We start from the raw sequence: 14381 nt of genomic DNA on the forward strand, positions 1-14381 counted from the left end.
AATATTTTTTAAATTAAATCATTTAATTTAAATAAAGGAGATATTTTTATGGGTAATTTTTATATGAATAAAATTCAGGATATGGTAAAAAACATAATGAAAGATATGGAAAATTCTCAAGAAAAAAGTATATATAAAAATTTATTTTCTAAAGGAAAAATTGGGAATTTGGAATTAAAGAACAGAATAGTAATGACTCCCATGGAGAATTGTTTAAATAATAAAGATGCCACTGTATCAGATGAGATGATTGCTTTTTATGCAGAGAGGGCAAAGGGTGGTATTGGTCTTATAATTACAGAGGTAACAAGAGTAAATGATGAAAATGGAGTAGCTGACAGACAGCAATTATCTGCTGCTGATGACAAATATATCCTTGGTCTTAAGAAGTTAGCTGATGCTGTACATAAAAATGGGGGTAGAATATTTATTCAACTCCATCATCCAGGGAGGCAGGGTTTTTGTCAAGTAAACGGTAACAAACCTATGATGGCACCAAGCAGAACTGAATGTGATGTAGTACATCAAGAAACAAGGGAAATGACTACAAAAGAGGTGGAGGAATTAGTACAGAATTTTATAAATGCTGCCTGTAGGGTGAAAGCAGCAGGTATTGATGGGGTTGAAATACATGGTGCTCATGGATATTTGATTAATCAATTTTTAAGTCCTTATACAAATAAAAGAACTGATAAATATGGCGGAAATTTTGAAAACAGAATGAAATTTATTGAAGAAATAATTATAGGAATAAGAGAAAAATGTGGACAAGACTATCCGGTTATAGCTAGGTTGTCTGTAGACGAATTTTTAAGGAGAAATGGACTTGGAGATGGAATACTTTTGAAAGATGGGGTTGAAATTGCAAAATATTTAGAGAAAATAGGGGTTGATGCAATAGATGTAAGCGCTGGTATTTATGAAACCATGAATGTATCCTGGGAGCCTATATCTTTTCCTCAAGGATGGAAGTTATATCTTGCAGAAGAAATAAAAAAATCAATTAATATTCCTGTAATATCAGCGGCAGTGATAAGAGAAGCAGCCTATGCAGATAAGATAATAGGGGAAGGTCGTACAGATTTTGTAGGGTCTGCGAGACTTCATTTTGCAGATCCAAATTGGGCCAACAAAGCAAAAGAAAACAGGGCTTATGAATCAAGACTTTGTATATCTTGTCTTCATTGTATAGAAACTTTATTTAGTGGAATGGATACAGGAAATCCTATAGAATGCAGTATAAACATTCAAGCAGGAAAAGAACTTCAATATTGTAATATGAAGAAAAATGGTGATGGAAGAGTGGTAGTTATATTAGGAGCTGGTCCTTCAGGACTTGAAGCTGCAAGAGTGCTTGCCATGAGAAATTTTAAACCTGTAATATTTGAAAAATCAGATAGGGTAGGAGGCCAACTTAATTTGGCAAATAAACCTCCTAAAAAAGAAAAAATATCATGGCTTATAAATTATTTACAATCACAAGTCCATAAGTTAGGGGTAGAAATAAGACTTAACAAAGCACCTAATATTGATGAAATTAAAAAATTAAATCCTTATGCAGTATTTATAGCAGAGGGCTCAAGTCCTATAATACCAGAGTCAATAAGCGGCATTCGTGGGGAAAATGTATTTACTATTGTGGATGTATTATCTGGGAAAATAGAAATTTATAATAAAAAAGTTGCAGTAATAGGTTCTGGAATGACAGGTCTTGAAACTGCGGAATTTTTAGCATCAAAGAATAATAATGTAACTGTATTTGAGATGGGAGATACCATAGGAGCCGGTGTATTCTTTCAAAATTTAATGGATATTCAAGGAAGGCTAAAAGAATATAATGTAGAAATGAGTACTACACACAAATTAATCAGTATAAAAAATAATACAGCTGTATTTAAGGTACTTCCTTATGGAGAATTGAAAGAATATAATTTTGATTATATAGTCATATCATTAGGTACAAGGTCTAATAAAGAACTTATAGATGAGATAAAGTCAAAATTTTATACAGTGAGAGTAATAGGAGATGCCAGAAATCCTGGAAGAATACGAAATGCCATGGAAACGGGATTTGAGAGTGCGTATAATCTATAAAAATTAATTTAAAATATACTATAGATAATATTTACTATAGTATATTTTAATCTATCATATTTAAGGAGTATTTATGCATGATTTTTGGATTTTTATTTTATGATATAGTACTTTATATTGCTATATATGGATTTTTAGGATGGTGTCTTGAAGTAGTTTATGCAGCAGTAAACGCAGGAAAATTTGTAAATAGAGGGTTTGTTAATGGACCTGTGTGTCCCATATATGGCTTTGGAGCCGTAATAATTATAGTTTGTTTTGCTCCTTTTAAAAATAATTTATTTTTGTTATTTGTAGGGTCTGTTTTTATAACCTCCTTGCTTGAATATATAACAGGACTTGTACTTGAAAAGGTATTTTATAATAAATGGTGGGATTATTCTCATATGCCTTTTAATATTAAAGGTTATATATGTTTGAAATTTTCACTTGCTTGGGGTGTTGCATGTATCTTTCTTATTAGAATCGTTCATCCTGTTATTTCAGGTGTTGTTAACTTGCTTCCATATATTCTAGTGCAAATTTGTGCTGTAATTATTATAATTTTATTTATTATTGATTTAATAGCTTCTGTGAATACCATACTAAAATTTAATATCACATTAAGAAAAATTCAAGAGCTGGGGATTAAAATAAGGGAAACCTCAGATGAATTAGGAGAGGATATATCAGAAGAGGCTCTTGAACTTAAAAAGAAATATGAAAATTTTTCCAGAGGGACAATTGAACTTAAAAAAAGGTATATAAATCTTATAAAAAAGAATAAATTCTATACAAGACTTATTAAGGCATTTCCTCATATTAAGTCTAACAGATATTTTGATTCCCTTGAAATTCTTAAAAAGAATATAATATACAAAGCAAGAAATAAAAATAATTAGTTAAGTTTTTACAAAATGGCTTAAAAATAGACTCTATTCTAAAGTTTATGGAAAATGTTACAAAAGTATGATATAATTTTAGTACAATACCTAATCCCAAAATTATTGTATATATTAAAAATGAGTACCTTTATTTAGGTGCTTATTTTTTATTCATAAAGTAGCTCTTCTAAATGGCTGAATCTACAATTGAATCCAGCATAATTTTTTCGTATACATATGAGAATACAAGGGATAATAATATTATCATTTTTATGTTTGACGTATGTATTGTTAAAAGAGAAAAAATAGTATATACTGATGTATATACAGAGAAGCGGTAAATCTTATAATTAAAATGTTTAATTATTTTAAGAGCTCGCTACTTAGTTACATGTATAAAATATGGATTCAGAGGTGTAAACTATGGATGATTTATTTTTGGTAAAGGAAATAAACAGACTAAAAATAGAAAGAGATGCCTGTATATTGGCACATAATTATCAACTTCCAGAAGTTCAGGATATAGCAGATATTGTTGGAGATTCTCTTGCACTTAGCAGAGCGGCAGCAAACACTAACAATAAGGTTATAGTTTTTTGCGGGGTAAAATTTATGGCAGAAAGTGCTAAAATTTTGTCACCAGATAAAACAGTTTTAATTCCTTCAAAATATGCAGGATGCCCTTTGGCAGATTCTATAACCAAGGAACAGTTGGAAGTGGAAAAGAAAAAATATCCAGATGCAGAGGTTGTATGTTATGTAAATTCTTCTGCAGAGGTTAAGTCTGTAAGTGATGTGAGCTGTACTTCCTCAAATGCAGTGAAAGTAGTTGAGAATTCAAAATCCAATAAAATATTATTTGTACCAGATGAAAATCTAGCAGGATATGTATCGGAACAGGTTCCTGATAAAGAGATTATACCTTGGGCAGGACATTGTATTACCCATGCCAGAATAACTATAGATGATGTGATAAAAGCACAGGAAGAACATCCAGAGGCTGAAATGCTGGTACATCCAGAGGTCTCAGAGGAAATAAGGGAAAATGCAGATTTTGTGGGAAGTACTTCCGCTATAATAAATTATGCAAAAAATTCTGATGGAAAGGAATTTATTATAGGTACTGAAGTAGGCGTGTTGCACAAGATGAAAAAGGATAATCCTGGGAAGCAATTTTATTTGCTCAGTCCAAGACTTGTATGTGAGAATATGAAAATGACAAGACTTGTGGATGTATATAATTCTTTGATGAATATGCAGTATGAAGTTTCTGTTCCTGAAAATGTAAGAATAAAGGCACTAGGTTCTCTTGAAAAAATGATAAGTATTGAATAAATTTATATTAATAAGGTAGGGATATAAATTGAAAAGATATCTAGTTGATTATAATGAAAATTTTGTTATTGACCAAAGTTTTGATGTAGCAATAATTGGGGCAGGAATAGCAGGATTATATACGGCATTGATGCTGCCAAAGGATTTAAAAATAGTAGTTTTAAGTAAGAAAAATATGGAGGATTGTGATTCTTATTTGGCGCAGGGAGGAATTGCTGCCAGTATAAAAAATGACAATAGGGAACTTCATGTAAAAGATACCATAAATGCAGGGTGTTATGTAAATAATTTAGATGCAGTTAATGTGCTTATAAATGAGTCCCAGGAGGCAATTGACAGTCTAGTGGAGTTGGGAGTGGATTTTGACAGAAATTCATTAGGCGATTTCTATAGATCTTTAGAAGGAAATCATTCTATACCGAGAATACTTCATGTTCATGGAGATTCTACAGGAAAAGGAGTAATGGATGTACTTATAAAAAACGTGAAAGAGGCTTCCAATATAACTGTTATAACTGATATTTTTGCTATAGATATGGTTGATAGTAAAAAAGTATATAAAGGTATAACTGCCTACTATAATAACAAATTCTTTTATTTTAATACTAAGTTTTGTGTAGTGGCATCAGGAGGAATTGGACAATTATTTTCAAAAACTACAAATGTAGATATACTTACAGGGGATGGAATTGCTATGGCACTTAGAGCAGGTGTAAATTTGGACAATATGGAGTACATACAGTTCCATCCAACAGCTTTTTATTCTAAGGATGTAAAAGATAAATTGTTTTTAATATCAGAAGCAGTAAGGGGAGAAGGAGCTGTACTTAGAAATGTAAATAAGGAAAGATTTATGAGCGAATATGATGACAGAATGGAATTGGCACCTAGAGATGTTGTGGCCAGAGCTATTAAAGATCAGATGGATAAAACTAAAACTGAATATGTTTATCTGGATATAACCATGTACGATAAGAATTTTCTCAAAGGTAGATTTAACACTATTTATTCTGAGTGTGAAAGTAAAGGAATAGAAATGAATAAGGATTATATACCTGTAACTCCTGCAGCACATTATTTTATGGGAGGAATAAAAGCAGACTTATGTGGAAGAACTAATATTGAAAATTTTTATGCAGTAGGAGAATGTGCCTGTACAGGAGTACATGGAGCTAATCGTCTGGCGAGTAATTCTCTTATGGAAGCACTGGTTTTTGGAAAGAGAGCAGCAATGGATATTTCCTACAGAATTACACAGAAAAAGTATTTAGATTATGAGGATATAAATAATATCAGTATAAGATCTTCTTTTAATGGGGTAAAATCTGAACATACGAAATTCGATTTTTCTACATTAAGAGGAAATTTGAAAAATTTTATGGAAGATACCGCAGGTATAGTTAGAAGTGTAGATAAACTTAAAAAAGTGTTAAAGTATATAAATAGTGTTTTATATGAAATTGACAATTGTAATTTTAATGATGTATATTCTATGGAGGTCTATAATATGTATCAGGTATCAGGTGCTATTGTGAAGTCCATCTTAGACAGTAAAGCGTCTATAGGGAGCAATTATGTTCAGGAGTATTCTAAACGCAGTCTAGCAGGGCAAATTTGAGGTGATATATTTGAATTATTTGGTAATTGATAAATTAATTAAAAATAGTCTTATAGAAGATATAAATTATGGAGATGTTACTACGGATAATTTATTCTGTGGACAGGAGATTTCAAAAGGAAAGTTCATTGCAAAAGAAAATGGAATTGTAGCTGGTATAGAGGTAGCGGAGAGGGTATTCCAAATTTTAGACAAGAGTATAGTATTTGAAAAATATCTAAAAGATGGACATGAAGTGAAAAAGGGAGATACTATAGCTTATATAGAAGGCAGTTCTAGTAATATATTAAAGGGAGAAAGAGTTGCTTTGAATATAATGCAGAGAATGTGCGGCATTGCTACTAAAACTTTTAAAATAGTTCAACTGGTAAAAGGTTATAACGTTAAGATAGTAGATACAAGAAAAACTCTTCCTGGATTCAGAATTTTAGATAAATATTCTGTGAGGATGGGTGGAGGATACAACCATAGAATGAATTTATCGGATTTTGTAATGATTAAGGATAATCATATAAAAGCAGCAGGTTCTATAAAAGAAGCAGTAGAAAGAGTAAAAAGTAACATTCCTTTTACTACTAAAATTGAAGTGGAAGTAGAAAATTTTGACCAGCTTCAAGAAGCTCTTGATGCCAAAGTGGATGTAATTATGCTGGATAACATGGATATAAATCATATGAGAAAGGCAGTAGAATTTGTAGATAAAAGGGTGCTTTTAGAAGCTTCTGGAAATGTAAATGAGGACAATGTAGAGCATATTGCATCTACTGGAGTGGATATAATATCTATGGGAAGTCTTACTCATTCTGTAAGAGCTTTAGATATAAGTTTAAAATTTCAGTAATTTTGTCTCAAGTAAAAATATAGAGTTAAAGATAATTAAATTTATTCTTTAACTCTATTTATTTTATTATAGGGTAAGTTTTGTAACATATAGATCCTTCTCTTTTTTTAAATCTAAAAATCCATTTTTCCCAAGTAAGAGGGGGTTTGTCAAATCGTTTATATGAACTTGGATAACTTTGCAGGAATGCTTATTATTTAACATCACATTTTCACCCATAAAGTAATTTATTATATGATTTAAAAACATACTACAATATGCATGGTCAAATTTTTGAAAACTCTCCTCCTGGATTACTTTTAATGCATCAAAGGGACCATTGATTTTTTTTGAGTAGGTATTTGAATTCACTCTATCAAATAAATCTGCAATAGCTATTATCTTAGCAAACTTGTGGATTTTATCACCTTTAATACCTAGAGGATATCCAGAACCATCCATTCTTTCATGGTGCATCAATATCCCTCTTGATACAGAACTGTCTAAATAAGGTATTTCTTTAACAAAATTATAACCTATTACAGAGTGAGTCTTTAAAAGCTCACATTCTGAAGAGGTAAGTTTGGTCTTTTTAAGCAATATTTTTTTATCCAATTTCATTTTGCCAAAGTCATGCAGTACTGCAGAGTAAGTTAATAGATTTATTTCTCTTTCATTAAGTCCAAGCCATTTACCTAGTATAAAGCTTATAGCTGCCACATTTACGCTATGTCTGTAAATATTATTTTTTCCGCTGCCATAGAAGATTATATTTCTAATAACGATACCTGTGGAGTTAAATTCATCTTGTATTTTTTTTGAAAAAATTCTTATTTCGTCTATTTCACTAACTTTTAAGTGAGATATTTTATCGAATATATCCTCTAAATTAGAAGAAAATTCATTAAAGGTATTTTCAATTTCTTCTACGGTTTTTGTTTTGAAGGTTAATGGTTCAATAGAGTCATCTTCCAAGTACACTTCTACTTTATCTATAATATAATTGTGTTTTAGATGGATTAAGGAGGATTCTGTAATAGTCATATCCTTTCCAAGAAGAACCTTGTTTTCAAAAACTACATCATTTGCCAATATCATTCCTGGTTTCAATTCACTAACTTGTAATAATTTTTTCTTCCACAACACGTGTTTCACCTCATTACAATTAATTGCACTAATAATTCACAAAAACTCTAGTTATCTTATCGTAGTATTTAAATATTTCTAAACATATTTTAAAAAATTTTTTATTTATATTGAAAATTATATTTAAATATAATTTCTGTGATTTATATGTAAGATGTAAATGTTCTATATGGAAGATAATTTTAATTTACAGCAACATTTTCCAAAGCAATAAGACAATTTATTATTCCATTATACCTATATCCGATAATTTTATACCTTTATTGTGTTCTAAAGCCCAGCTGATGGACCATTCGCTTTGAAAGATCAATATATTTCTATCTTTTAAATCGGTTACTTTTCTAGTATCACTTGTTAAAATCAAATTTTCCAAATTTGTGTCAGAATGTTCTATCCACCTTATAAATCTATATGGTAATATATCTATTTTTATATCTGTATTGTATTCATTTTTCATTCTGTATTCCAGTACTTCCAGTTGAAGTATACCAACTACCCCTACAATAATTTCTTCAATGCCTATATGGAGTTCTTTAAATACTTGGATAGCACCTTCCTGAGAGATCTCACTGATACCCTTTATAAATTGTTTTCTGCGCATGGTATCTATGGTTTTAACTCTTGCAAAGTGCTCTGGAGCAAATGAAGGAATGCTCTCAAATTTAAATTTTTTAGTGGGAGAACATAAAGTATCTCCTATGCTGTAAATACCAGGATCAAATACACCTATTATATCTCCTGCATAGGCTTCTTCAATAATCTCTCTGTCCTGAGCTAAAAATTGTTGAGGCTGAGACAGTTTAACCTTGTTTCCTCCCTGTACATGATATACTTCCATTCCTTTTTTGAACTTACCAGAACATATTCTCATAAATGCAATCCTGTCTCTGTGAGATGGATTCATATTAGCCTGTATTTTAAATACAAAAGCTGAAAAGTTAGAATCAAAAGCATCGATTTCTCCACTATCGGATTCTCTTGACAGGGGAGCTGTAGTTAAGTTCAAAAACTCTTTAAGAAAGGGTTCAACTCCAAAGTTAGTTAGAGCGCTGCCGAAAAATACAGGAGTAAGAGAACCTTTTTTAACTTTATCCAAATCAAATTCGTCTCCAGCTATATCTAAAAGTTCTATGTCCTCCATAAGTTTTTTATGGAGATTTTCTCCAAGTAGATCTTTAAATACAGTATCTTCTACATTGCCTTCCATAGATTCTACAGCTGTTTGACCATGATTGCCACCATTAAATATTTCTATTAAACTTTTTTTCCTGTCATATACTCCTTTGAAATCTTTTCCAGAGCCTATGGGCCAATTCATAGGGTATGATTTTATGCCTAGTACGTCCTCTAAATCTTCCATTAATTCAAAAGGATCTTTACTTTCTCTATCCATTTTATTTATAAATGTAAATATGGGAATTCCTCTTAGGCTGCATACATTAAAAAGTTTTTTTGTTTGTGATTCTACTCCCTTTGCCGCATCTATTACCATAACAGCACTATCTGCTGCCATTAAAGTTCTATATGTATCCTCACTGAAATCCTGGTGACCTGGTGTATCCAAGATATTTATACAATAATTGTTATAGTTAAATTGCATTACTGATGAAGTTACGGAAATACCTCTTTGTTTTTCTATATCCATCCAATCTGATACTGCATGTTTGGATGCTCTTCTAGCTTTAACTGAACCGGCAAGTCGTATGGCACCACCGTATAATAACAATTTTTCAGTAAGAGTTGTTTTACCAGCATCAGGATGAGATATTATTGCAAATGTTCTTCTTCTCTCTATCTCTTTCTTTAAGTCTGCCACTACCTTTTCGCTCCTTTTTTTATTAGTTTCATCACTGATTTTAACTTTATTATATGTTAATGTCAACTTATGATATTCCAAGCAGTATCAAGTTGTTCTTATGAATTTTAAATACCTTAAGATTCAATTTAAAACACCAGGTATTGTTTTAAATACCTGGTGTTTTTACAATTAAACTTTAACCTTTGTATAATTCATCAAACATTCCCCTGAAGAAAGGTTTAGTCTTTTCAGTTCTATGAACGTTGCGAATACCTTCTACAACTATTACTGTAGGAGTTGTATCACTTTTTATTTCTTCTACCTTAAATTCAACCATACACATAGCAGAACTATTATTCATAGGCTCTCTTATTACCTTGGCACTTCCCTTTATTCCAAGTGCTATATCATGTCCTTCTAAAATTGTTATAAATGCCTTTGAATTATTTTTAATATTTGCTACGGTTTTATGTACACACATTAAAGCAAGTCTAATAGTGGAATGATCTGGTGCAAACATTAAATGTACAGGCATAGCATGGGGAAAACCATCTTCCGTAACTGTTGATATTATAGCTGTAGTTAGTTCTTTATTAAATAAATCTATAACTTCAGCAGGAAGAGTATTGTCTAAAATCTTACTCATTTCAATCATCCTTTCATAAATATAAGTATCCTCACTTTACATATTACTTATATATAAATAATATGTCAATGAATCGTATTCATTATAGTAGGTTTGGCAATTATAGTGAAATTTTTTTGTGTAAGTTCTATCTATTTAATCTTTAATATTACTTACATAAATACTATCTATGTATATAGAATCCTTATTTTTATAGTAAAATACATCTAAGGGCTTTTTTAGAAGAATTTTAATTTTGTATAATATAAAATCTGTCAGTTTCACAGCTATGTAGCCTAATGCCATTCCAGCAATAACATCCAGTACCCAGTGGATTTCCAGGTATAGAGTTGAGTATATTATACTAAGGCAGAAAAAACCAAATAAAAATTTAAATAATTTATTTTCTTCTCTTAGTGCAAGTAAAAACATGGCAAAAGATATTGATGTATGCATGGATGGAAAACAGTTAAGAGTGACGCCGGCAGCGGCATTAGCACTCAAATGCCTGGCTAATCCATCAGGATGTTTAAGTACATACCAAACCTCTTGGAGATGAAAAGTAAGGTAAAAAGGGGTTATTAGAAATACTTGCAGTATATGTGCGGATAAGACATATCTTATCATCTTTTTTAAATCCATTATTATGGCAGATCTGTATAGGGCAAGTAATACGGGCAGTACGAATCCGTTATTATAGACTATTCTGAAAAACCAGGTTAAAGTTTCAGATTTATAAATTCTTGTAAAACTACCATTATTAAAAGGTATGTAGGCAAATATAGGATTTAAATTTACTACTATAGTTCTGCTTATTTGCCATTTTAGCATTTTTCCCCAAAAATTATAGCCATTTTTATTTATATAAAATATAAACATAAAAAATAAGGTACATAGTATTAAAAATGGAATTTTATTTATATCCCTTCGTATATCTGAATAAGCAGAAAAACATATTAGTGCCAGTATGAACATATGTATAGTTTGTCCATGAACAATAGACGGACAAAAAGTATCATATATGGATAATAAAAAAAGACATGAACCTATAAGTATAAAATAATAATTTTTTATCCAGTTTAGTGAGTTATGAAATTTATATATGGCTATAGTGGATGCTTTTCCCATAAATTTGCACATAAAAATATACCTCCCTCTCATACACAGAATAAATTATATCACTAGCAAAAAGGAAAGTATATGAAAATATTTTAAGTAAAAAGGGTATATTTTTTAATTATTTAAAGCCCTTTTTTTTAATAAATAATATATCTATAGTAAAAATGAAAGTACATATTAAAAGCAGTATATTTATAAATATAGCTCCTATTTTTAGTATTATGCCTACAAATAGGAATATTAGTATAAGGCTGCAGAGCCATTTGAAAAATGTCATATTAAGTACTCCTTGATAGTTTTAGTATTTTACATTCTATAATTCAAATGTATTTGAATTAGTTCTTTCAATAAACTGTATATATTATATTATTGCCTTTAATCTATAAAGTTATTAAAGTAAAAATTAGTTTTTTAAATTGTATGGGTACATTTGATTTTTTTATAAAAAAAAATATAATAGTATTAGTTTATAAAGAGAGGGTGAATATATTTTGATAGAACAAAAAAAATTAGAACTTAACAGTCTTAAGGTAAAAGATATGGTACAAGTGGCACTTATGGCTGCGATAGTTTATATTTCTACAGCTATAATCAATATACCTACACCGGGCATTATATTTAAAGGAGTTGTACATCTTGGAGACAGCATGGTACTTTTGGGAGCCATAATACTTGGAAAAAGAAAAGGATTTTTTTCAGCTGCGGTGGGAATGTGCTTATTTGATATTCTTTCACCCTATGTTGTTTGGGCTCCGTTTACCTTTTTCATAAAAGGAATCATGGCGTGGATTGCTGCAGCTATTGCCTATAGAAAAGGAAATAATGGAGAGAAGTTTTTAAATAATTTATTTGCATTTATCATAGCATGTATATGGATGATATCAGCTTATTATGTGGTGGGTGCTTTAATGATGCATTTTGTAGCTAATTTAAGTTTAGTCAAAGCATTTGTAGTATCTGCGGGAGAAATTCCTGGAAATATAGCTCAAAGTTTAGTGGGTATGGCTATAGCATTGCCTTTAAGCAGGATATTAAAAGGGAAAATTTAATTTAGATTTGTTTACAAATAATAAGTAGGAGGGACTTCAGCCCTCCTAAAATTATTACCTAGGTCTCATTCTATTTTTTTCAGCTTTTCTTTTTCTTCTACAATCTATACATCTTACAGGATCATTTTCAAATCCTTTTTCTTTGTAGAATTCCTGTTCACCTTCTGTAAATATAAATTCTTTTCCACAATCTTTACATACAATTGTTTTATCCGTCATAAAAACCTCCTTAAACCTAGGACTAATTTTATTCTTGATAATCTACCTCCAGGATTAAGGAGAATATAGTACCTTGAAAAAATTTGACCTAACATTATATAAAAAATATTTATAGTTAGAGTAAAACTCTATGCTCATTATACCATATTCTAATAAAAAAACAATGTTTTAGAAAAATATTGTTTTTTGCAATAGCCTGATATAGCTGGTAAGGGAGGAATTTGGAACATTTTTAGTTTACATAATTTAAGACTTTTGAAAGGCCTTTAAATAAATATAATATTATCTATGTAAATTAAAATTCTATGAAAAATCTATAAAATAATAACAATAGATTATAATTAAATTAACTTTTATAGAGTATAATTAAAAATATACATATAAATATTGAGGTTATTTTCATGGATATTAAAAAATTTCTTAATTTATTAAAAAAGATAGAAGGACCTAAGCTGGATTTTAAGCAATATATAAATATAGATAGTGATAGTGGAAAGAAGGAACTGGCTAAAGATGTATGTGCTATAGCCAATTCTAGGGGAGGAAGAGGCTACCTTATAATAGGTGTTGAAGATAAAACTAAAAGAATACTTGGCATAGGGGAAGTGAATTTTGATGAGGAAAAAATACAACAGATAATAAGTTCCAGAATAGATCCACCCATACCGATTTCACTGGAAACATTTAAATATGAAGGTAAAAAAATAGCTATTATAACTATATATGATGGTCCTCAGAAGCCATATCAAATGAGGGATAATGGTTCTTTTTATATAAGAAGAGGATCCACAAATGACACTATGCGTAAGCAGGAAATAGTTTCTGCACTTGAAAAAAATTTGAGTATAAGTATAGAATTATGTCCAATACCTCGCAGTAATTTGAATTGCATAGACAGTGAACTGGTAAATAAATATTTTTCTTTTCAAGGAATAGATGTTACAGATGAAAATAAATTAGAATTGATGGAGAATACTTCAATAATATATCTGGATAAGGATTCAGGAAAATATATGGCTACGCTAGGGGGATTATTAATTTTTTCTAGGAACAATAATGTATACATACCTCATAATATGATAAAAATAGTTAATAAGGTTAATAAAAATTTTATTCCAATTAGTATAATTCAAGGAGATCTTATATCTATAATGGATAAAACGGAGAATATCATAGAAAAAATTGTAACTGCCAAATCCTATCCTTTAGAATTTGTAAAGGAGGGAATAAGAGATGCCATAATATATAGAGATTATTCGGACTTTTATAGAATTATAGAAGTTATAATAGATTTTAACAGTATAATAGTTACAGGACCAGGTATTTTAGAGCATAAAAGGAACAGAAATGAATATAATTATGTTAAAAGAAATATGTGGGTATATGAAAAGATAATTGCATTGGATACGAAAAAAAGGCTTGTAAGAACTCCCACAGGATTCAATAAAATGAAAAAGGTCTTCAAAAATACAGTTAAATTTATAAACTCTATAAAAAACAATGACTTCAAAATTATTTACCCTGGAATTAAAAAATTTGAATAAAGAGATGGACTATAAAAAATGTAAAAATATATAATTTTTTAAAAAAGAATTTCTCATTTATGTATTGAAAAAATATTCTGAACATTATATAATTTAAATATAATTTGATTATGAGAATGGCACCTATTGTATTAAATTAAAGGGGTGGTAA

Annotated in this window: 12 protein-coding genes; 7 read left to right on the forward strand and 5 right to left on the reverse strand. The window is 29.9% G+C overall.

Going from position 1 to position 14381, the window contains the following annotated elements:
* The first annotated feature begins 48 nt into the window (after positions 1–48).
* The 5 genes from V7Q02_RS02430 to nadC all read left to right on the forward strand — a co-directional run bounded on the left by V7Q02_RS02430 (position 49) and on the right by nadC (position 6751).
* Positions 49–2094: an oxidoreductase gene (locus tag V7Q02_RS02430; protein ID WP_333859372.1), complete on the forward strand. Its 2046-nt coding sequence runs from the start codon at positions 49–51 to the stop codon at positions 2092–2094.
* Positions 2095–2171: 77 nt separating this feature from the next.
* Positions 2172–2975: a putative ABC transporter permease gene (locus V7Q02_RS02435; protein ID WP_333859373.1), complete on the forward strand. Its 804-nt coding sequence runs from the start codon at positions 2172–2174 to the stop codon at positions 2973–2975.
* A gap of 405 nt (positions 2976–3380) precedes the next feature.
* Complete coding sequence (gene nadA, locus V7Q02_RS02440) at positions 3381–4292, forward strand: quinolinate synthase NadA (protein WP_333859374.1); 912 nt, start codon at positions 3381–3383, stop codon at positions 4290–4292.
* A gap of 28 nt (positions 4293–4320) precedes the next feature.
* Positions 4321–5910 (forward strand): L-aspartate oxidase, encoded by a 1590-nt coding sequence (nadB, locus tag V7Q02_RS02445; RefSeq protein ID WP_333859375.1) that lies wholly within the window; start codon positions 4321–4323, stop codon positions 5908–5910.
* Positions 5911–5920: 10 nt separating this feature from the next.
* On the forward strand, positions 5921–6751 hold the full coding sequence (nadC, locus tag V7Q02_RS02450; RefSeq protein WP_333859376.1) for a carboxylating nicotinate-nucleotide diphosphorylase: 831 nt from the start codon (positions 5921–5923) through the stop codon (positions 6749–6751).
* A gap of 66 nt (positions 6752–6817) precedes the next feature.
* Here the strand turns inward: nadC and V7Q02_RS02455 are convergent, their stop codons facing one another.
* The 4 genes from V7Q02_RS02455 to V7Q02_RS02470 all read right to left on the reverse strand — a co-directional run bounded on the left by V7Q02_RS02455 (position 6818) and on the right by V7Q02_RS02470 (position 11439).
* Entirely contained in the window at positions 6818–7876 is a 1059-nt protein-coding gene (locus tag V7Q02_RS02455) for an HD-GYP domain-containing protein (RefSeq protein WP_333859377.1), read from the reverse strand.
* A gap of 223 nt (positions 7877–8099) precedes the next feature.
* Positions 8100–9692, reverse strand: a complete 1593-nt coding sequence (locus V7Q02_RS02460) for a peptide chain release factor 3 (RefSeq protein WP_333859378.1) — start codon at positions 9690–9692, stop codon at positions 8100–8102.
* Between the two features lie 178 nt (positions 9693–9870).
* Positions 9871–10320, reverse strand: coding sequence for a pyridoxamine 5'-phosphate oxidase family protein (locus V7Q02_RS02465; protein WP_333859379.1), 450 nt, complete (start codon positions 10318–10320; stop codon positions 9871–9873).
* 135 nt (positions 10321–10455) lie between these two features.
* The gene (locus tag V7Q02_RS02470; protein WP_333859380.1) at positions 10456–11439 is read right to left on the reverse strand and encodes a phosphatase PAP2 family protein; all 984 of its coding nucleotides are present in this window, start codon (positions 11437–11439) and stop codon (positions 10456–10458) included.
* Between the two features lie 473 nt (positions 11440–11912).
* Between V7Q02_RS02470 and V7Q02_RS02475 the strand changes: the two genes are divergently transcribed.
* Positions 11913–12467 (forward strand): ECF transporter S component, encoded by a 555-nt coding sequence (locus V7Q02_RS02475; protein ID WP_333859450.1) that lies wholly within the window; start codon positions 11913–11915, stop codon positions 12465–12467.
* Positions 12468–12521: 54 nt separating this feature from the next.
* Here the strand turns inward: V7Q02_RS02475 and V7Q02_RS02480 are convergent, their stop codons facing one another.
* Complete coding sequence (locus V7Q02_RS02480) at positions 12522–12686, reverse strand: zinc-ribbon domain-containing protein (protein WP_333859381.1); 165 nt, start codon at positions 12684–12686, stop codon at positions 12522–12524.
* A gap of 401 nt (positions 12687–13087) precedes the next feature.
* Between V7Q02_RS02480 and V7Q02_RS02485 the strand changes: the two genes are divergently transcribed.
* Positions 13088–14230 carry an AlbA family DNA-binding domain-containing protein gene (locus tag V7Q02_RS02485; protein WP_333859382.1) on the forward strand — a complete coding sequence of 381 codons (1143 nt, stop codon included), beginning with the start codon at positions 13088–13090 and terminating at the stop codon, positions 14228–14230.
* Positions 14231–14381 lie beyond the last annotated feature (151 nt).

The organism is Clostridium sp. (assembly GCF_036781005.1).
In the GTDB taxonomy this organism is placed as follows: domain Bacteria; phylum Bacillota; class Clostridia; order Clostridiales; family Clostridiaceae; genus Clostridium_B.

What these genes read in the sequence shown, in the direction of transcription:
- V7Q02_RS02480 (WP_333859381.1), bottom strand. Translation starts at nt 12,686, where the DNA reads ATGACGGATAAAACAATTGTATGTAAAGATTGTGGAAAAGAATTTATA.
- V7Q02_RS02470 (WP_333859380.1), bottom strand. Translation starts at nt 11,439, where the DNA reads ATGTGCAAATTTATGGGAAAAGCATCCACTATAGCCATATATAAATTT.
- V7Q02_RS02465 (WP_333859379.1), bottom strand. Translation starts at nt 10,320, where the DNA reads ATGAGTAAGATTTTAGACAATACTCTTCCTGCTGAAGTTATAGATTTA.
- V7Q02_RS02485 (WP_333859382.1), top strand. Translation starts at nt 13,088, where the DNA reads ATGGATATTAAAAAATTTCTTAATTTATTAAAAAAGATAGAAGGACCT.
- nadA (WP_333859374.1), top strand. Translation starts at nt 3,381, where the DNA reads ATGGATGATTTATTTTTGGTAAAGGAAATAAACAGACTAAAAATAGAA.
- V7Q02_RS02435 (WP_333859373.1), top strand. Translation starts at nt 2,172, where the DNA reads ATGATTTTTGGATTTTTATTTTATGATATAGTACTTTATATTGCTATA.
- V7Q02_RS02430 (WP_333859372.1), top strand. Translation starts at nt 49, where the DNA reads ATGGGTAATTTTTATATGAATAAAATTCAGGATATGGTAAAAAACATA.